Source organism: Corynebacterium sp. zg254 (genome assembly GCF_024701495.1).
Classification (GTDB): Bacteria; Actinomycetota; Actinomycetes; order Mycobacteriales; family Mycobacteriaceae; genus Corynebacterium; species Corynebacterium zhongnanshanii.
In genome coordinates, this window is record NZ_WIAR01000001.1 from 1,074,633 (window position 1) to 1,093,345 (window position 18,713).

An 18,713-nucleotide genomic window follows, 5' to 3' on the forward strand; every position below is an offset into this window, starting at 1 on the left:
TATCTTTGTTCAGCATGTCCACAGATACACACGTGAATCGACAGGAAGAACGCCGCGTTCTTGGCGCCACCCTGGTTGGAACCACCATCGAGTGGTATGACTTTTTCATTTACGCTCAAGCTGCAGGTCTGGTATTCGCGAGCCAGTTCTTCACGCCTGCCGGCAGCGACAACGCCACCCTAGCCCAGATCCTGTCCTGGGCTTCCTTGGGCATCAGCTTCCTCTTCCGCCCTTTGGGCGCCGTCATCGCCGGCCACTTGGGCGACCGCCTGGGCCGCAAGGTCATGCTGGCCGCCACGCTCATTCTGATGGGTGCGGCAACGTTCCTCATCGGTCTGCTCCCTACCTATGAATCCATCGGCGTGGCAGCACCGATCCTGCTGGTGGTTTTGCGTGTTATCCAGGGCTTTTCCGCCGGTGGCGAGTGGGGCGGCGCGGCCCTTCTGGCTGTGGAGCACGCTCCCGCGAACAAGCGCGGACGCTTTGGAACCTACCCGCAGATCGGCGTTCCCCTGGGCCTGTCCTTGGCTACCGCCGTCCTGCTGTTCATGACGCTGGTAGTGGGCATTGACGCATACAAGGAGTGGGCATGGCGCGTGCCTTTCCTGTTCTCCATCGTGCTGATCTTTGTGGGCGCCATTGTTCGTTCCCGTGTGGCAGAGTCTCCCGTCTTTGAGGAGGTTCGCGAACGCGCCGCGGAGGCATCTGCTCCCGTTGCCGTGCTGTTGAAGAACCACTTCCCACTGACTCTGAAGGCTGCTCTGATCTTCGCTGCAAACAATGCAACGGGCTACATCCTGATGACGTTCATGGGCTCCTACGCCACGAAGAAGCTGGAAATGGATCAGGCTCAGGTGTTCTGCGCAGTGATTGTTGCCGCAATCGCATGGACGGTCTTCACCCTCCTGAGTGGTTCCCTGTCTGACCGCATTGGCCGCACGCAGACATTCACCATCGGCTATATCCTGCTGGTCGCCGCCATTTTCCCTGCCTGGCTGCTGGTCGATGCGGCGAACATCTGGCTGTTTGCCACTGCCCTCCTGATCCTCACGCCGGGCCTGGCACTGAGCTACGGCCCTCAGTCCGCGCTGTACGCGGAGCTGTTCCCGCGTGAGATCCGCTACTCTGGCGTGTCCATTTCCTACGCCATCGGCGCTATCCTGGGTGGCGCTTTCGCGCCGATGATCGCTCAGATGCTTCTGGGCCGCACGGGCAGCACGCTGTCCATCGGCGTGTACCTGGTGGTGCTGTACGCGATTGCACTTATCGCCCTGTGGTTCACTCCGCGCGACCTGCACAAGCGCACGCTCTAACGCTCCAAATCTGTGAAGATGTGGGGATAGCGCTTCTTCATCGCAGCAGTAAGCTCACGATCCGTCAGCAAGTGAGCAAGCTGAGAGAGTACATCTGAGGGGTGTGCTTCAGACATTGTCTGAAGTGCGCCCCTTAACTCATTGTGGAATGCACTTTTGAGATCCTTAATTCGAATAAGGAGATCTCGCCCTTTGGGGGTCAGGGCATGAAGCGTTGCTCTTTTATCCACAGTGGATTGCGAACTTATAGTGAGCCCCTTGGCGGCCAAGGTGGCAAGGAGACGGCTCGGACTTCCGGACTCACAGATCAGGTGGCTGCCCACCTCACGCGTACTCAGAGGTCCATGCATCCCGACAATTTCTATCGCCTCTGCCTGCGACGTCGTCAGGTCAAGCTTCCCAAAGAGGTTATTCAATTGGCGATTACCTTGCCTCTGGAGAGCCAAAATGAGGTATCGAAACTCCTCTGGATACTCAGCAATGCTACGGGCCATAACGCGTGCCTTCTTTCATGTCAGGACAGTATCGAGGGTATGCGCTAAACGAGCGAGACGCTTGTGCGGAACTCGAGAAGATTCCTGATCACCAATGACTCTTGCGAGGATCCCTTTCTGCGCAACCGTATGGGTAACCTCCGCGCCCCTACCTTGTGGATCAATGGCGAAGGTGGATTCTTCGACCAGACCAGGGATAACGATGCGGTACTTGATGGCACGTGCATCTGTCGGCACCTGAGTCATTGTCCCTCGTAAGACACCATGCACGGTGACGGCATATTCGCCCTCCTTATCTAGCGGTTCGACATGACTCATGGCGGGGTTCCACTCGGGAAAGTTCTCAGCATCGTGCAACACACGCTCGATCAACGCTGGATCGTGATCAATTGCCTGCACTGCGGTATGTACAGATTTAAATGACACAACACTTACTATAGCTTCACCAGGATAAGCATGGGTACTAATGGCAGGTTTTCAGCCTTGTTACCACCGTCAATCCACCCACTTAGGGGGAGGTTGCCCTACACCCCTTCACGCCCCACTGTCCATACTGTATCTATTTACATGACACTTCATCCATGTTGTGTCATGTAAATAGATGAAAGGATTACTCATGCCTTCTGCCTTGGCTAACACCCCACAGGCTGAGCACCTCAAAACCGATGCGCGTCGGAATGCAGAAACTCTACTCTCACCCATCGAGGACATTGTGGCGGACATCGCCGCAGGAAAAATGGTCGTTCTTGTTGATGACGAAGATCGCGAAAATGAAGGCGATCTCATCATGGCTGCAGAAGCCATGACTCCTGAGTCGGTTAATTTCATGATCACTCACGGCAAAGGACTACTGTGTGCGCCAATGACGGCTGAACACGCCGCGCAGCTGAACTTCGCCCCTATGGTTCACAGCAACGAAGACGACTTCGGCACAGCTTTTACTGTCTCTTGTGATGCCACCGCTGACTTTGGCGTCACTACAGGCATCTCCGCTGCCGATCGGGCAACGACCATTAGCCTACTCGCTTCAGGCGAAACCGCATCGAGTTTTCACCGCCCAGGCCACGTTTTCCCACTCATTGCACGCCATGGCGGTGTTTTAGCTCGAATCGGGCACACCGAAGCTGGAAGTGATCTCGCCGCTATGGCCGGTTTTTCACCAGTAGCTGCCATCATCGAGATTATTGGCGATGACGGCGAAATGCTTCGCCTTCCTGAACTGGTGGACTGGTGCGGCAAACACAACATATCTCTGTCAACCATTGAACGTTTGCGTACATATCGCCAGGCCCAAGTGGAAGCCGGAGTAGACATCACGCAACGGCCAGACGGCTCGGCATTGGCAGGCCTCCCCGTGTCTGCGAAGGAGGCTTAAACGTGGTCAACTACAACAACACAAAAACTGGTCAGCTCACGCGAAAAGCTTCCACTCCTGCCATCCACGAATTGGTGTTACGCCATCTGGCCTATGTCGAGGGCCTGGAAAACATTCCCCGCACCGGACCTGTAATCCTTGTAGCTAATCACGCTTCTTACATGGACCACTTCGTCACTAAAACGCTCAGTGAGAGTGTCCGTGCCGGACGGGTATCTTTTCCTACCAAATCTGAAGCCTTTGAAAGCTTTCTCTCCAGGGTCTGGCACGAATCAATGGACTGCTACCCAGTAAACCGCAACGCTCCCGGAAAGGAGGTGTTCCAACGAGCCCATGAAGCACTCCTCCGCGACGACGCTTTGGTTCTCTACCCGGAAGGAACCAGAAATACAGGAAAGGGTTTACTTCCCTTTAAAACCGGCGCCTTCCGCATCGCACTGGAAAACAAAGTCCCGGTGGTGCCGATTGGACTGACAGGCTTAGCCGAAGTACTTCCCAAAGGAGCACGTCTGCCTCGTCGTCACCTTCTCTCGGTAGCGATTGGTAAACCCTTGGAAAGGGCCAGCAGTGGAGATACACGATCGATTGCCCGAAGTATGCGCGATGATGCCTATGACGCAATAGGTACACTAAAGGATCGTGCACGCCATGCCACTCCGAGCGACTGTGGCCATGCTCTCGAGACAATCGTGGAGCTAGCGCAGCAGATTGTAAGTGAGAACCTTACTCCCGAGGGCACACTATCTGCCGAGATAATCCACCGAGTTGAGCTGCTCCTGAAGATCGCCGATAAAACGTCTCAACGGCGCCTCGACCTTCGAGTGCAGCAAGCTCGACTTGATGGATTCCGAGCAATGAATGCTCCCACCGCAACGGGAGCCTTCATCCGCACGGCTTTGGTGCATCGTAAAGCATCAAAATTGTCCGATCTACATTCTTCTAATGACTTTGCAGCGTATCTAGCTGGGCGTAGTGCTCTCATGCTCCCTCAATGGTTTGGAGGAGGTGCGGAACGAGCTCGAATTCACTTTCAGCGCGCTACTGAACGCGAAGGCAATGTGGCCTCCCAGGCATACGTTGGTTTAGCTGAATCCTTAGCCATCTCGGGGAATACCCCGGCTGCACTCCAAGCGTATCAACACGCAGCATCAAGCATTGCGGAGACAGATCCTCGGGGATCAGCCCGAAAAAGGAAAATTAAGAACGCCATCGCCGCGCTCACAAGCACGCATGAGGGAGAGCTATAAGCCATGATTGCTTCTTTCGTTCAACGTCACGCTACATTAGTGGTCGCAGCATGGATTGTGCTCTGCGCGCTAGGAGGCTTTGGCGCTTTACAGCTCAATGACGTCGTGAAAGCTGGCGGATTTAATGACCAGAACGGCCAATCATTTGCCGGTCAGGAGGCTAATCGCCACGCTTTCAACGATCCCGAAAACGAACTATCGGTTGTCCTGACGTCCGATAAGCAGATCGATGCATCGGTTGTGGACAAGGTGGAGGAGTCCGTTAAAACCTTGCCGAATATCGGTGCAGTGACAGATGGTCGGCAGGCTCCGCAATTGGCCTCAGACTCTGGGCACACCCACATTGTTCAGGTTGGAGTGAAGGCGGACAACACCACCACCCAAAACATGGTGCCAATGCTTCGAGAAAAGGTATCCGAAGCGCTTGCTGACACAGCAGTAGGAAGCCACGTCACTGGAGCCGCAGCTCTTGACTACGACCTCAACATCCAATCACAGCAGGACGCACTCCACGCAGAAATGATCGCTTTTCCGCTGTTAATCCTTGTGCTACTCGTCATCTACCGAGCCATCGGCCCAACAATCCTTACCCTCATCATCGCGGGTGTGTGCCTTATGGGAACACAAGGTGCGGGAACACTGCTGTCACGCTTTATGGATGTGTCCAACATGTATATCACTGGCGCATCTCTCATTGGCCTCGCAGTCTCCGTGGATTATTGCCTATTCCTCATCGCTCGCTATCGGGAGAATCTCCTCGAGGGGCTATCCACAGCAGAAGCGTTGACAGCAGCAACAAGAACCGCTGGACATGCCATTCGCTTTGGCGGCCTGTCTGTCATCGCCGCGCTGTGTGCTCTGTTTATCGCACGTAACATGGTCTTTTCGTCCATCGCCTGGGCAGGAATCATTGTCACTGCTATTGCTCTGCTAGCTCTCGCCACACTCGTGCCTGCACTCATAAGCTTGGCGGGTGACAGACTGTTCTTCGGCAAGCTTCCCGGATTCCACAGAGCATCGATCACCACGAAAGCACAGCTCTCCCCTACCCTCCGGCTTGCGCTAGCGAAACCCGCACTCGTCGCTCTCTCAATCACGATCCCTCTTGCGCTCTTCGCCAGCCCCCTGGCCAGCATCACTTTGCAGGTCCCAGTTGCCAGCGCGTCAATTCTTCCCGAAGGGAAGGATTCACGGGCAGGCATTGAGACGATCCAGACCGAACTCAATGCTCATGAGCTCTTTCCCACGAGTATCACATTCGAAGGAGCAGAAAGTGAATCGATCAAGGATGTTCAGCAGCGCGCCATGGCGTTGGCGGAACGGCTAGAGCCGCTTGCCACCGTCGATCACGTCTTCGCTCCTGGCACCAGTACAGAGCTGGAGTCACCGTATCCGTTGACGGGATCCAGCAATGGTATGAATTATGCCCGAGTCATGCTCACGTCCACCGGGCTACCTGACTCGGCTGAGGCTCATTCCATGATTGAAGAGATCCGCAAGCTCACACAAGACCAAGCTGGAGTCTATATTTCTGGAGCGACCGCGCAAGGCAGCGATTTTGACCGCCTTGTAGAACAATCCATTCCATGGATCATCGGAGCAGTCCTACTCATTTCACTAGTTCTGCTCGGGTGGGCATTCCGATCATTGCTTCTGCCCATTCTCGCTGTCGTTCTTAATGGTTTAGTGGTTTCCGCGGCCATGGGATTATTGTCACTGCTGTGGAGGTTGTTCACCGGAGAGTCGATCAACTCCGTCACTCCCATTGTCATTTTCGCCATTGTCTTCGGACTCTCCATGGACTACATGGTGCTCATGGCGTCACGAATGAAGGAAGAGTTTAGCAACGGCGCTGACCATACGCGCGCCATAGCGTTGGGCGTAACAAAAACATCAGGGCTTGTGATCTCCGCAGCGATCATCATGATCGGGGTATTCCTATCCTTCATGGTCGCCGAAATCAGTATTGTGCGAGAACTCGGATTGGGGTTAGCTATGGCCGTGGCTTTGGATGCGCTTATTGTCCGCCCCATGCTACTGCCGTCAGCGCTAGCACTCATGGGCCCCAAAGCCTGGGGCCGCACTAGCACGAAAACTATGTAGTTACAGCGCCTCGGGGCACGCTGCCCGTCGGCGTGTACCTGGTGGCGCTATACGCGATAAGCGCTAGCCGGAAAGCTCGTGGCTACTTGTCCCGAATCCGCTTCATCGCAACAGCAAACAAGAAGAGTGCTGAGATAAAAGCTGCGATGGAGATAGGGTTATATAAATCCAACTGGCTGCTATCTCCCAACCACGTAAAGAATAGCGCGTTAGCACATCCTATGATGATCAACGCTACCGCGGTTAAAAACAAACGTTTCGTCGAAGTATGCGGCAGAAGCACCTGTGAGTTTGTCACCGACAACACCTCCATAAAGGTCGGCTTCAGTCATATCGCTTCAGTCATTGAACGCACAACAGCGAGCGTTCACCACAGATGCTACCCACACGCTAAATGTTTCGCAACCTATAGCACTTTCTCCGTGGCGCTGTATCTCTCCTCCGCCGCAGCGCGCGTAGCGCCCCACCACCCTGGATGGGACCGGTACCACTCCACCGTGGCGGCCAGTCCCTCAGCAAAACTGGTGTAGCGCGGTGACCAGCCCAAAGACTCCGTACTGGAGGGGTCGATCGCATACCTGCGATCGTGCCCCGGCCGGTCCGTCACATGCACGAACCAGTCCGAGGGCTTCTCAAAAAGAGCCAACAAATCCCCCACTACTTCCCTATTCGACCGCTCGCCATCGGCACCGATCAAATAGGTCTGCCCCACCTCACCGCGCTCAAGAATCGTCCACACCGCATCATTGTGGTCGTCCACATGAATCCAGTCGCGCACATTATCCCCAGCCCCATATAAACGCGGCTTCTCACCACCCAATAAGCCCGTAATCTGTCGCGGAATAAACTTCTCCGGATGCTGCCGCGGCCCATAATTATTGGAACAATTACTGATCGTGGCGCTCAGCCCCCGGGAACGCACACACGCCCGCACAAAATGATCCGCCGCAGCCTTAGACGCAGAATACGGCGAACTCGGAGCATACGGCGTCTCCACTGTAAAACGCGCCGGATCATCCAACGCTAAATCCCCAAACACCTCATCGGTGGAAATGTGGTGCAAATGCACCCCAAACCGCACCGCAGCCTCCGCCAGCACCACCGTGCCCTCCACATTCGTCCGCGCAAACAACCCCGGATCCAGAAGGGAATTATCGTTGTGAGACTCCGCCGCAAAATGCACAATCGCCACGGCGGATGCATCATAGCCATCGGCCTCAGCCTGCGCGACCAGCCCAGACAGCACGCGAGAGACCGTCTCCACATCCACCACAGACCCGCGGGTGAACTGTAGGCGTGCACGCTGGGCGTCGGGGAGAATCAGATTATCCGGATTCGCCGCATACGTCATCGCATCGAGGACGTGCACGCACACGTCAGGGCGCGTCTCCAGCGTCCGGTGCACAAAGTTCGAGCCAATAAAGCCCGCACCGCCCGTGACCAGCAGATAACGGAATGTGCGCATCGTTAGCTCAGGCCCGCGTAGGAGTGCAGGCCGGACACAACCATGTTGATGAAGAACAGGTTGAACACCATCGCACCAAAGGCCACCACGTTGATCCAGGAGGACCAGTTACGCCAGCCCGGGGTGGCGCGCGCGTGCAGATACGCTGCATACAGCAGCCACGTGATCAGGGACACGGTCTCCTTCGGGTCCCATCCCCAGAAACGGCCCCACGCACCATCGGCCCAGATCGCGCCGAAAATCACGCCCAGGCCGAAGATCGGCAGCGCCCACACACACGTCCGGTACGCCAACGCGTCCAACTTTTCCGCGGCCGGCAACGGAGCCACGATCTTGCCCAGCACACCGTGCTCCTGCCCCTTCGGCTGGGTACGGCGCACCAGGTACATGATGGAAAACACACCCGAGATCAAACCGATGGAACCACCAATGGACACCGTGGACACGTGGATGGAATACCAGTAGCTATTCAGTGCCGGCACCAGCGGGCCGGACTCCGCGTACAGCTTCGTGCCGCCGTAGAACATCAGCCCCACAACCGGGGTGAGGATCCACGGCCACATCACGCGCATGGACTTGCGGCTGATCATCACCACAGAAATCAGCATCGCGGCCAGGGTGACGGTCATGATGTACTCGAACAGGTTGCCCCACGGGAAGCGGCTGTTCGCAAGGCCTCGAGTCACCGAGTGCACCAGGTGCACCGCCACGCCCAGCCACACCAGCGCCTGCGCAATGCCGCCGAACTGGTCCGTGCGGCGTGCGCGCCGCAGGATGTACTCGTCCTTCAGCCGCTCCGGCAGGTCCTGCTCCCCCACGCGTGCGCCGTCGCCCGCGCCTGCTGCCTCGGCCGTTCCGGACGCGCCCACCGCAACCTTCTGCTTGACCTGGGAGTTCGACGCCGCCTCTCCCCTCAACGCCGCCGCACGATCCCGACGCAGCTCCGCCACAATATTGAACAGTCCGTAATAAACCAAAGAAAAGACGAGCGCCAGAAGGTACACGCCGATAGTGGTCTTGAAGGCCAAGTCCGAGAAATCAGCCAAGTTTTGGTTAACCATCATGAGCAGCAGAACCCCTATATACGGTGGTGAAATGAGTCGTATTTGAACCTAGTCCGCCGATCGCGGGAACACAACCACGGCGGGTGTAGGGCGGCAGCCGGCTACAGCCGGTCGGACAGGCGATCATCCAAGCCATCGTCGTAGCGGGTCTCCCAATCGGTCACCGCCGAGCCATCCGCCTCATCCAGGTCTTCCTCATCCAAGCCCAGGATCTCCTCTGCGCGGCGATTAAACTCCGCGCCCCAACCCGCAGAGTCGGTGCGGGCCAGGCCGGCGATCTCCACATGGGAGGATTCCGCACGTTCGTCGGCGGGGGCGATGCGCACCCAGATTCGGCGTCGTTTCACCATCAACGATCCCACCAGGCTCAGCACCATCAGGATGGAGAAAAACAGCACCCAGGTGGTGGTCGGATCGTGCGAAATCTGCAGGTTCACGAACTCCTTCGCACCATCGAAGGTGATTTTCGTGCCATCGTCCAAGGTCACGGACTCGCCCTGGGACAGGTTCACGCGATCTAGCTTCGACAGGGAACCGTTGTGCATGCTGCGCGGATCCAGGCTGAAAATGCTCTGGGCCACGCCCGCGTCCAAGCCGGTATCGCCGCGGTAGACGTCAATCGCCACCGCAGGATCCGTCATCGCGGGATAGGAGGAGGACAGGATGCTGCCGTTATCCCCCGAAAACGCCGCGGTCGGGGCGAACAGACCCTGAATGGAAATCTGCTTCTGACGCCGCTCAAACAGATCCGGGTACATGCCCGCCGGCGGATCCCACCGCACCGCGCCGGAGGACAGGAAGTTCACCAAATCATCCGGACGGAACTGCACAGTATCCGTGCGCTTCTCCCCATTCGGCCACTCGATGGTGAACGTGGGCGCATAACCGTGGCCCTGCAGGTACACGCGGTCGCCATACATGCGCAGCGGGTGGTTCACCTTCAGGGTCACGACCTCCCAGGTATCCGAATCCTGGAACACCTGCTGGCCGTTGGCGTGGCGGATATCGGACTCGAAGTCCACAGCCTGGCCGTTCGGGGTGTACTCCGCCTTGAAATCACGCACATCCACGCAGAACGGGGACAAGCCCGTGCCATCGAACAAGGCGCCGTGGCGGAAGGAGTCAAAGTTGGACACGGCACCATTACAGAACTGGGACTGCTCCCCGTCCGTGCCGGCGACAACAATGACCTGACCCTCGTAGTAGGTGAGGCGCCCCACGGCCACGGCCACCAGCACACCCACCAGGGAGAGGTGGAACACAAGGTTCGCGAACTCGCGCAAATAGCCCTTCTCCGCGGACAGGGACCACTTGCCCTGCTTATCCTCCTCGGCGGGAGTCTCCGAGACATTCCAGCCCTTGAACTGCTTCCGCAGCTGCTCCTGCAGAGCCTGCGGTGCGACCGCCACCGTGCCCTCAACATGCCGAGGCATGCGGCGAAGCACCTTCGGCGCGGCCGGCGGGTTGGTGCGCAGGGCCTTGTAGTGATCCCAGGAACGCGGAATGATGCAGCCCACTAGGGAAACGAACAGCAGGACGTACACGGCGGTGAACCACGGGGAGCTGAACACGTCGAACAGGCCGATCTTGTCGAACACCTCCGCCGTTTTGCCGTTGGCCTGGATGTATTCCTCCACCTTGCCGGCGTTCAGCGAACGCTGCGGCAACAAGGCACCGGGGACAGCGGCGATCGCGACCAAGAACAGAAGAACCAGCGCGGTCTTCATTTTGGTCAGCCACTGCCAACCCTTCTTGGGAAGTCCCAGGATGCTCTTCGGCGTGAGCTGCATGGAAATGCCTTTCGCAGTGTGGTCGGAGGTGGTCGGTGGTCGTCGGCGTCCCGGCGCGGTCGGGCCCGGCGCGGTCGGGAACTAAAGCGTCACCCTCTAGATTGGCAGGACAACATCAGAAATGAAAACCTGGCGGATCCACTCCACCAGAATGTTCCACTGGCCGGTCAGCAGCAGCAGTCCCACGATCACCAGCAGAGCGCCGCCAATCATCTGGATGGTGCGGGAGTGCGTGCGCAGCCAGGACACGCCCGTCAGGATCTTCGAGGAACCCAGCGCCACCAGGATGAACGGCAATCCCAGGCCCAGGCAGTAGGCCACGATCAGGATCACGCCGCGGGCGGCGGTGATACCTTCGGTGCCTGCGGCCACGGAGATGATCGCGCCCAGCGTGGGCCCGAGGCACGGGGTCCAGCCCAGTGCGAACACGCCACCCAGCAGCGGCGCGCCGGCCAGGGTGGTCCAGCGCTTGGGGTGCATGCGCTTGTCCGTCTGCAGGGGTTTGATGAAGCCCATGAACACGATGCCCATCAGAATAGTGATCGCGCCTCCCACGCGCATGAGGAGGTCTTGGTTCATGGTGAGCGTGCCGATCACCCCGAACACCGCGGCGGTAGCCAGCACGAACACCACCGTGAACCCCAACACGAAGAGGAACGCCGCCAGGGCCACGCGCCCGCGTCGGGAGGTCACCACGGTTCCGTGGCTGTTGAACTCCGTGTCCGCACCCACCACACCGGCGAGGTAGGAAATGTAGCCGGGCACCAGCGGGATCACGCAGGGCGAGGCGAAGGAGACGAGCCCCGCCGCCGCGGCGACCAGGAGGGCCAGCAGGAGCGGGCCGGTGGCGGCGGTGTCCGCGAAGGTGTCGCCGATGCTGGCGAGGGTCAGGGTGTTCACGACTGCTTAAGACTCCTTCGCCGGCTGCTCGTCGATCAGTGGCTCAATGACGTCCCAGAGTTCCTGATCCGTAATTTCCTTCAGGAAGACGTGCGCTGGCCGATGCTGCTTGTCCAGCACGATCGTTGTTGGAATGACCGACGCCGGAAGCCCGCCCAACGCCAGCGCCGTCTTAAATGGAGGGTCGTAGAGCGACGGGTAGGTGATGCCGTTATCCCGCACGAAGTCCTGTGCCTTTTCACGGATGGGGTCCTTGACGTTGATGCCCAGGATGGTACCGGCCTTGGCTTTCTCCAGTTTTTCCTGGACGTTTTGGAGGTCGTCGGATTCGCTGCGGCATGGGCCGCACCATTGACCCCAGGAGTTCAGGACTACGATCTGGCCGTCGAAGTCGGACAGGGAGATCTCCGAGTCATCCAGGAGGTCCTTGCCGCTGAAGTTCTGGATGGGTTTGCGCTCCCCTTCGGGGTAGCTGATGGAGGTTTTCCCGCCGGGGGAAACGAACTCGAACGTGCCGCCCACGGCCACGGCGTCCGTGCCGGCGGTGGTGTTGTCGCCGCACGCGGCGAGGCTGAGGGTGGTGGCGGTGGCGAGGAGTGCTGCCGCCGCGGCTTTGGTGGCGCGGCGCGGCGCAGCGTTGTTGCGCGGCGTGGCGTTGTTGCGCGGCGCGGTGGTGTTCGGCGCAGCGGCCTCGCCGCGCGTTGTGGCGTTAAACATCTTGAGCTGGCTCCGCATAGAAGATATCGGTCAGGTCACTGCCATCGAACACCAGGGATGTCACGGACGCCAAATTGCACTGCCGCGCGGCCGGATTGTGGGCCAGCGGCAGTCCCTGGGCGTCCCTCTGGATCATGACGATCGGCAGCTGATGGGAGACGATCACCGCTTCGTGGCCCAGAGCGGTCACGCGTGCGGTGTCGATGGCCTCCCACATGCGATCGCGGATCTCCGTGTACGGCTCGCCCCAGCTGGGCTTCGCGGGGTTGGCGAGCATGGGCCAGCGCTTCGGGTTCCACAGAGCGCTGCGCGGCCCCTTGATGTGCAGTCCCTCCAGGTCATTGCCGGCTTCGAGGACGCGCTCGTCGGTGACGATGTCCAGCCCCAGCTTCTGCGCGAAGGGCGCTGCGGTTTCTTGGGCGCGTTGCAACGGGGAGGCGACTAGCAGGGTCACGTCGTGCCCCGCCAGTTCGTCGGAGGTCACATCCGCCATCTTCTGGCCTCGGGTGGACAGGCGGTAGCCGGGCAGGCGTCCGTACAGAATCTTCTGCGGATTGTGTACTTCTCCGTGCCGGACGAGGTGAACGATTGTTGCCATGGTTGTTCAGCCTACCTGTTTGGGCTCGGTGCTCTAATTTCCGGGGCGCGTCGCCGTTGCTGCAGCTCGTGCGGCGCTACCTGCGGCCTGCTCCAGACGCTCGAAGTCGGCGTCGGTCAGCGCGGTGGATACGAACCAGGTCTCGTACACGCTCGGAGGCGCGAACACTCCTCCGTCCAGCAGCGCGTGGAAGAACGCGGGGTAGCGCCAGGTATCGGCGGCCTGCATGTCCGCGAAGTTGGTGCCCTCTCCTTCGGCGAAGCGGAAGGAGAACATGTTCCCGGCGCGTTGCACGTGGTGCGCCACGGATTCGCGGGTCAGTGCCTCGGAGACGATGCTGGACACGCGCTGCGCGTTGGCGTCCAGGGTGGTGTAGACCTCTGGGGTGGCCAGTTTCAAGGACGCCAGGCCGGAGGCCACGGCCACGGGGTTTCCGCTGAGCGTTCCGGCTTGGTACACGGGGCCGGCGGGCGCCAGGTGATCCATGATGTCCGCGCGTCCTCCGAAGGCGGCCGCGGGCAGGCCGCCGGAGACGACCTTGCCGAAGGTGGTGAGGTCGCCGGCTACCTGGTCTTTGCCGAACCAGCCGCTGCGGCTCACGCGGAATCCGGTCATCACTTCGTCGACGATCAGCAGCGCGCCGTGGGCGTGGGCCACTTCTTTGAGCTGAGCGTTGAAGGAGGTCTGCTCGGCCTCACCGTCGGCAACTCCATCTGCAGCTCCATCTGCGGAGTGCAGAGGCGTGACCGTGCCCATGTTTCCGGCCGCAGCCTCCACGATCACCGCGGCGATCTCACCGGGGTGCGCCTCAAACACTGCCTTGACTGCCTCGATGTCGCGGTAGGGCACCACCACCGTATCCGACGCCGCGGCCTTCGTAATTCCCGGCGAATCCGGCAATCCGAAGGTAGCCACTCCGGAGCCTGCCGCGACCAGGAGCGAATCCACGTGTCCGTGGTAGCAGCCTTCGAACTTTAGGATTTTGTCGCGTCCGGTGAAGCCGCGGGCCAGGCGGACTGCGGACATGGTGGCCTCCGTGCCGGAGTTCACCAGGCGCACCTTGTCCACAGAGGTTCGGGAGACGATCTCCTCGACCAGATCAACCTCCATAGAGGTAGGCGCGCCATAGGACAGTCCCTTGGACGCCGCCTGGTGCACGGCGTCCACAATCTCGGGCTTGGCGTGGCCGTGGATCATGGGCCCCCAGGAGCAGATGAGGTCTACGTAGGTGTTTCCATCTTCGTCGTGCAGGTGGCTGCCGTTGGCGTGCGTGATGAAGGGGGCCGTGCCGCCGACGGATCCGAAGGCTCGGACGGGGGAGTTCACGCCACCGGGAATGACCGTGCGGGCGCGTTCCATCGCGGCGGCGCTGTTGGTGTGGTTCAGGTGTGCGGTACTCATGGGCTTTATGTGTCCTTACAGTCTGTTGTGTGGGCTTACAGTACTCTCAGTGCTTTCCAGCCTGCCAGTCTACCGCTCGGAGGCATCGGCCTCCGCGGCGTCTCGCTGAGCGAACTCGATCGCCTCGGCGCGCAGCTTGCTGCGCTTACGCATCTCCCTCAAATCCCGGAACTGCGCCACCCAGGACTGCCAGGCGTGCGTGCTGCGCAGCATCGTGCGGGCGTAGCTGCGGCGCAGAATACGGGCGGAGCGGAACTCGATCAGCGAGGAGCTGGCCAACATGCACAGCGTGGCCAGCAGCGGGTTCAGCAGGCCGCACATCGCCAGCACCAACGTAACGATGTTGTAGCCCCAGGACAGCCAAATGTTCCAGTCCACGGTGTTACGGATGTGGCGCACTAGGTTCACGATCTCGGGCACGGCCTCCACGTCTTCACGCAGCAGCACCACGTCGGCCGCGCCGTCGATCTCGGCGGCCACGGCGTCGACCCTATCGGCGGAACCCATCAGGATTCCGATATCGGCCACCCGCAGTGCCCCCAGCACATCCTGGTCCCCGACCATGCCCACGGACACGCCCTGGGAGTGCAGCGCACGCACGGTCGCTTCCTTACGGTTCGGCGAGATTCCCGCCAGGACCGTGGAAATGCCCACGGAGTCAGCCAGGCGCCGGGCCACAGGATAGGGGTCGCGCGAGAGCATGTAGGTCTCCAGCCCCAGCTCCTCAAGTTTGTCGATGGCCTGTGGGGCGTCGTCCTTAAAGCTATCGGCGAGGTTGATCACGCCGCGGTCCTTGCCCTTCCAGCTCACCACCACGGGGGATCCGCCGGATTCCACAGCGGCGGCCAGGCGGCTATCGCGCAACTCGCCCACTCCGCTGGGGCGCCAGAGGCGGGCCGGGACGTTGCGCATTTCCCCGTTGATGGGGATCTCGATTACGCCCTCGAACACGCCGCCTTGGGTGATGGTGACGTCCCCGATCTCCAGCCAGTTCGGCACCTCATCGCCGCCCGCCGACGCGTCCCTGGCTTCACGGTCGGCCCGCACGATCGCCTTCGATACTGCGTGCTTGGACTCCATCACCAGCGCCGACGCCACGCGCAACACCAAATCCGGATTCTCGCCCTGAGCGGCCGTAATGCCAATCACCTGCATCGGCCCGTGTGTCAAGGTGCCCACGCGGTTGAACACCATGGACTCCACCTGAGCCAAGTTGTGGATGGTGGTAGTGTCCCGCAACAGCGCGCCCTCCGTGGCCGCGCGCCACAGGCCCAGGCGCAGAGCCAGCGGCGCGGACATCGCCAGCGCCACGGGCGCGACCGTCGCCAGCACTGACAGGCTTGTGGCCATCGCGGCATCCACCGATTCGGTGATGAGCCACCAGATCCCAAAGGCAATGAGCGCGAACAGCAGCGCCCACGGCACCAGCAAACTCGCCGAGCGCGTGGACAGCTGGGCCAGGCGGTTTTCATCACGAGCCGCGTTCAGCACCCAGCGGTGCATGGACGCCAAACGGGTTTTGGAGCCCGTCTTCACCGTGCGGCACTTCAGAGTGGCGCCGTGGTTGCGTGCCCCGGCGTAGACAATGTCATTGACGGACACCTCCCGCACGCGGTGCAGGCCGCCCACCGGCCCCATGTCCACCAGAGACTTTCCACTGATCACTTCGCAATCCGCCGGGAAGGTCATGCCGTTGGGAATCAGGATGTCATCACCGGTGCGGATCTCCCCCACCGTGATGTCCTTCTTCGTGGCCTTACCCTTCTTATCCTTACGGTCCTTACGCACCACCGTGACCGTGTCGTGCGGGGAAATCGCCAGAACATTCAGGAGGGTGCGCCCGCGCAACGTGTTCCGGCGGGACAACAGCCGCCCGATCAGCAGCAGAATCGTCGCGCCGCACGCCACGTCGAAAAACAGGGAGCCCTCATACTCGGGGGAGCTCCAGGTGGCGGCCAGCAAGATCTGCTGGCTCTTCCACCCCACATCGCCCACATGCGTGGTAACCAGCTGGTAAATCGAAAACAAATACGCCAATGCAATCGCCGCAGAACTGGCCGAGTCCAGCGCCGACATTCCCCGCCGCAGGCCACCCAACGCCGCGCGGTGGAACGGCCACGCAGACCACAGCACCACCGGCGTGGCCAAAGCCAGGCACACCCACTGCCAATAGTCGAATTGCAGGCTGCCCACCAACTGCAGCACAATCACCGGCACACCCAGCAGTATCGCCACCACCAGGCGCGTCTTCGTAATCAGCTCACGGGCCGTAAACAACACCTCAGTGCTCTCAAAGGGGCGGCTTTTGCTTAAGAGAACTTGGGCGTCGTTTTGTCTTTTCATCCTCTCCGCAGCAGCCCACGCACGTCGATGGGCATCCACGTTACGGCGAGCACGGGGCGCATTGGGGCGCTCCATCCGGGCAATGCGGCGGCGCAGGGAGGAATCGGACATCCACGCGTCCACGCCAAGGTCAAGGAACACCTGCTCGATCTGGGTCAGGTTAATGCTATCCGGGGCGGTGATCCACACCTGCTTGGTGCCGTAGACCACCACGGCTTCCACCCCATCGATCTCGTTGAGAGCATCCTGAAGCTTCGTCGCCGAGACGGCAGATTCAAACGTCTCCACGTTGTACGCCAGGCTGGTCAGGCCGCGGCCATGCATCCTCTGGAGCGAATCATGTTCTTCGCTGGAATAGTGCGCGGCGGGCGCAAGATCCTCCCCGCTCAGGCCCGCGGAGCGCGCGGCCTCTCGGGCTTGCTTAATTGCCTGATCGACTTTCAGGAGCTCATTGTTGTCAGCCATTAGCTCGACGTGTCCTCTTGATGTTGCTCGAGGCGGTGACCCGCGTCGAAATAGGGATCCGACGCCGGCCTCCATGCCAACAGATTCGCCACCGCCAAGCCTAGTGCGAGGAGAGCCTGGCCCGGCCCGGTGAACTGGAAAACCCAGCCCGCGAGCATGAAGAACATGCCGAGGGCACTGCACCACAGCACCAGGCGGCGCTTGCCACGATAGCCGTCCTTCACCCCCGTGGAGAGCGCGGCGACAACCAAGCCGACCACGATATTGATCACGCCGAGGATGCGGACGTTCTGACGCACGAAGTTCATTCTGTCGGCTTCTTCAGGGGTGAGGGGTTCCCGATCCCAATGGGCCGTGACGAGGAAGAAGCCGCTGAGGATCATGAACGCAGCGATGACGAGGAAGAACACGAACGCGGCGATGACGGTTCCTGGGGTGGGGTCGCCCGGGGCCCACTTATTCGTGGCCCGGTTCTTGTCGCCGGAACCGTCGCGGTATAGGGAGGGGAACATCGAGGTCATGGGCGGTGATTGTTCTGGTGGTTGTTGTGGTGAGTGTTCGGGTGGTTGCTCTGGTTGTTCTGTTGGTTGTCGGGGTTTTTCCGAGTGTTGCGGCGCTGTCCGTCCTTCTCCGCTTTCTTCTTATCTTTTAGCTTCTTCTGCTCTTCTTCGTATTTCTGCAGTTCCTTGCGGTACTCCTGGAACTCCTTATTCGACGGCATTCCTAACCATTCCGCGTTACTTGGGCGAGTCATAAAGTACAGACCCAGGACCGCAGTCACACCAGAGAGGATGGTGAACACCCCGGCCATCAGAGCTAGCAGCACGTTCATGGAGTTCGGCGCGCTGCTGAACACCACCATCACGGCGCTAAGACCGAGGTACAGCGAACCCACGGAGAGGAACATGCGCGAGTAGTTGCCACCGCGACCGGCGCGCCACGCCAGCCAGGCGCACACCAGCGGCACGAAGATCAGCCATCCCGTCATGGTGATGTTCGTCATCGTCACCACGTGGGAGATGCTTTCCTCCTCGGACATGCCCGTAAGGTGAGCCAGCTGGCCAATCCCTAAGCCCCCATTGCCGTCCTCCAGTTGCTTCTTCACCTCGGCGTGCAGCGCGCGACTGTCCATAATGTTCGCGGTGAACTGCACCAGCGCATGCCCAATCTGAAAAAGGGCTGTGATCAGCCATGCCCCCACGCCCCACTGCACGTTCTGTGGGGCTTCCTTAAGATTCTTCGCCAGGCCGTCGGGGCGGCCCACCTTCGGCGGCTTCGGAGGAGTCGGCTCCTCACTAGAGGTGCCGCTGCCGCGACGAGGCGAGCCACCGGGCTGTTGGCCGCGAGGGGGAGCCGGTTGGTGGTAAGGGTTCTGCTGTGAGTTCTGCGTGGTGTTCATACTCGCTATAGCCTATCGGACTTGTCCTACAGCCACCGA

The 18,713-nt window shown here is 60.2% G+C and carries 16 protein-coding genes; 4 read left to right on the forward strand and 12 right to left on the reverse strand.

Annotated features, from left to right (window positions below):
* Window positions 1–14: 14 nt before the first annotated feature.
* A complete protein-coding gene (locus GC425_RS04885) occupies window positions 15–1,313 on the forward strand; it encodes an MFS transporter (RefSeq protein ID WP_151843645.1) in 1,299 nt (432 codons plus the stop codon).
* On the opposite strand, the gene GC425_RS04890 is transcribed toward GC425_RS04885, so the two are convergent.
* Both GC425_RS04890 and GC425_RS04895 read right to left on the reverse strand, forming a co-directional pair.
* Window positions 1,310–1,807, reverse strand: a complete 498-nt coding sequence (locus GC425_RS04890; protein ID WP_151842266.1) for a MarR family winged helix-turn-helix transcriptional regulator — start codon at window positions 1,805–1,807, stop codon at window positions 1,310–1,312. The two genes, GC425_RS04885 and GC425_RS04890, sit on opposite strands and share 4 nt — an antisense overlap.
* 15 nt (window positions 1,808–1,822) lie before the next feature.
* Window positions 1,823–2,233 (reverse strand): SRPBCC family protein, encoded by a 411-nt coding sequence (locus tag GC425_RS04895; protein WP_187767900.1) that lies wholly within the window; start codon window positions 2,231–2,233, stop codon window positions 1,823–1,825.
* A 190-nt stretch (window positions 2,234–2,423) separates the two neighbouring features.
* Between GC425_RS04895 and ribB the strand changes: the two genes are divergently transcribed.
* From ribB to GC425_RS04910, 3 genes are read left to right on the forward strand one after another with little or no spacing between them, the layout of a single operon-like run.
* Window positions 2,424–3,182 (forward strand): 3,4-dihydroxy-2-butanone-4-phosphate synthase, encoded by a 759-nt coding sequence (gene ribB, locus GC425_RS04900; RefSeq protein WP_151843644.1) that lies wholly within the window; start codon window positions 2,424–2,426, stop codon window positions 3,180–3,182.
* Between the two features lie 2 nt (window positions 3,183–3,184).
* Window positions 3,185–4,429: a 1-acyl-sn-glycerol-3-phosphate acyltransferase gene (locus tag GC425_RS04905; RefSeq protein ID WP_151843643.1), complete on the forward strand. Its 1,245-nt coding sequence runs from the start codon at window positions 3,185–3,187 to the stop codon at window positions 4,427–4,429.
* A 3-nt stretch (window positions 4,430–4,432) separates the two neighbouring features.
* A complete protein-coding gene (locus GC425_RS04910) occupies window positions 4,433–6,532 on the forward strand; it encodes an MMPL family transporter (RefSeq protein WP_151843642.1) in 2,100 nt (699 codons plus the stop codon).
* Between the two features lie 406 nt (window positions 6,533–6,938).
* Here GC425_RS04910 and rfbB read toward each other — a convergent pair whose 3' ends face one another.
* The 10 genes from rfbB to GC425_RS04960 all read right to left on the reverse strand — a co-directional run bounded on the left by rfbB (window position 6,939) and on the right by GC425_RS04960 (window position 18,674).
* Window positions 6,939–7,997: a dTDP-glucose 4,6-dehydratase gene (rfbB, locus tag GC425_RS04915; RefSeq protein WP_151843640.1), complete on the reverse strand. Its 1,059-nt coding sequence runs from the start codon at window positions 7,995–7,997 to the stop codon at window positions 6,939–6,941.
* Window positions 7,998–7,999: 2 nt separating this feature from the next.
* Complete coding sequence (gene ccsB / locus GC425_RS04920) at window positions 8,000–9,061, reverse strand: c-type cytochrome biogenesis protein CcsB (protein WP_151843639.1); 1,062 nt, start codon at window positions 9,059–9,061, stop codon at window positions 8,000–8,002.
* Window positions 9,062–9,162: 101 nt separating this feature from the next.
* Window positions 9,163–10,851: a cytochrome c biogenesis protein ResB gene (locus tag GC425_RS04925; protein ID WP_192930339.1), complete on the reverse strand. Its 1,689-nt coding sequence runs from the start codon at window positions 10,849–10,851 to the stop codon at window positions 9,163–9,165.
* A gap of 96 nt (window positions 10,852–10,947) precedes the next feature.
* Window positions 10,948–11,751: a cytochrome c biogenesis CcdA family protein gene (locus GC425_RS04930; protein WP_151842273.1), complete on the reverse strand. Its 804-nt coding sequence runs from the start codon at window positions 11,749–11,751 to the stop codon at window positions 10,948–10,950.
* 6 nt (window positions 11,752–11,757) lie between these two features.
* On the reverse strand, window positions 11,758–12,468 hold the full coding sequence (locus tag GC425_RS04935) for a TlpA disulfide reductase family protein (protein WP_151842274.1): 711 nt from the start codon (window positions 12,466–12,468) through the stop codon (window positions 11,758–11,760).
* Window positions 12,461–13,066 (reverse strand): histidine phosphatase family protein, encoded by a 606-nt coding sequence (locus GC425_RS04940; protein WP_151842275.1) that lies wholly within the window; start codon window positions 13,064–13,066, stop codon window positions 12,461–12,463. Before GC425_RS04940 ends, GC425_RS04935 begins: the two co-directional genes overlap by 8 nt.
* 33 nt (window positions 13,067–13,099) lie before the next feature.
* Window positions 13,100–14,467: a glutamate-1-semialdehyde 2,1-aminomutase gene (hemL, locus tag GC425_RS04945; protein WP_151843638.1), complete on the reverse strand. Its 1,368-nt coding sequence runs from the start codon at window positions 14,465–14,467 to the stop codon at window positions 13,100–13,102.
* 69 nt (window positions 14,468–14,536) lie between these two features.
* Entirely contained in the window at window positions 14,537–17,275 is a 2,739-nt protein-coding gene (locus GC425_RS04950) for a cation-translocating P-type ATPase (RefSeq protein WP_151842277.1), read from the reverse strand.
* Complete coding sequence (locus GC425_RS04955) at window positions 17,275–17,796, reverse strand: hypothetical protein (protein ID WP_151842278.1); 522 nt, start codon at window positions 17,794–17,796, stop codon at window positions 17,275–17,277. Before GC425_RS04955 ends, GC425_RS04950 begins: the two co-directional genes overlap by 1 nt.
* Window positions 17,793–18,674 (reverse strand): hypothetical protein, encoded by an 882-nt coding sequence (locus GC425_RS04960; RefSeq protein ID WP_151842279.1) that lies wholly within the window; start codon window positions 18,672–18,674, stop codon window positions 17,793–17,795. Before GC425_RS04960 ends, GC425_RS04955 begins: the two co-directional genes overlap by 4 nt.
* Window positions 18,675–18,713 lie beyond the last annotated feature (39 nt).

What these genes read in the sequence shown, in the direction of transcription:
- GC425_RS04885 (WP_151843645.1), top strand. Translation starts at nt 15, where the DNA reads ATGTCCACAGATACACACGTGAATCGACAGGAAGAACGCCGCGTTCTT.
- GC425_RS04890 (WP_151842266.1), bottom strand. Translation starts at nt 1,807, where the DNA reads ATGGCCCGTAGCATTGCTGAGTATCCAGAGGAGTTTCGATACCTCATT.
- ribB (WP_151843644.1), top strand. Translation starts at nt 2,424, where the DNA reads ATGCCTTCTGCCTTGGCTAACACCCCACAGGCTGAGCACCTCAAAACC.
- GC425_RS04910 (WP_151843642.1), top strand. Translation starts at nt 4,433, where the DNA reads ATGATTGCTTCTTTCGTTCAACGTCACGCTACATTAGTGGTCGCAGCA.
- rfbB (WP_151843640.1), bottom strand. Translation starts at nt 7,997, where the DNA reads ATGCGCACATTCCGTTATCTGCTGGTCACGGGCGGTGCGGGCTTTATT.
- ccsB (WP_151843639.1), bottom strand. Translation starts at nt 9,061, where the DNA reads ATGATGGTTAACCAAAACTTGGCTGATTTCTCGGACTTGGCCTTCAAG.
- GC425_RS04925 (WP_192930339.1), bottom strand. Translation starts at nt 10,851, where the DNA reads ATGCAGCTCACGCCGAAGAGCATCCTGGGACTTCCCAAGAAGGGTTGG.
- GC425_RS04935 (WP_151842274.1), bottom strand. Translation starts at nt 12,468, where the DNA reads ATGTTTAACGCCACAACGCGCGGCGAGGCCGCTGCGCCGAACACCACC.
- GC425_RS04940 (WP_151842275.1), bottom strand. Translation starts at nt 13,066, where the DNA reads ATGGCAACAATCGTTCACCTCGTCCGGCACGGAGAAGTACACAATCCG.
- hemL (WP_151843638.1), bottom strand. Translation starts at nt 14,467, where the DNA reads ATGAGTACCGCACACCTGAACCACACCAACAGCGCCGCCGCGATGGAA.
- GC425_RS04950 (WP_151842277.1), bottom strand. Translation starts at nt 17,275, where the DNA reads ATGGCTGACAACAATGAGCTCCTGAAAGTCGATCAGGCAATTAAGCAA.
- GC425_RS04955 (WP_151842278.1), bottom strand. Translation starts at nt 17,796, where the DNA reads ATGACCTCGATGTTCCCCTCCCTATACCGCGACGGTTCCGGCGACAAG.
- GC425_RS04960 (WP_151842279.1), bottom strand. Translation starts at nt 18,674, where the DNA reads ATGAACACCACGCAGAACTCACAGCAGAACCCTTACCACCAACCGGCT.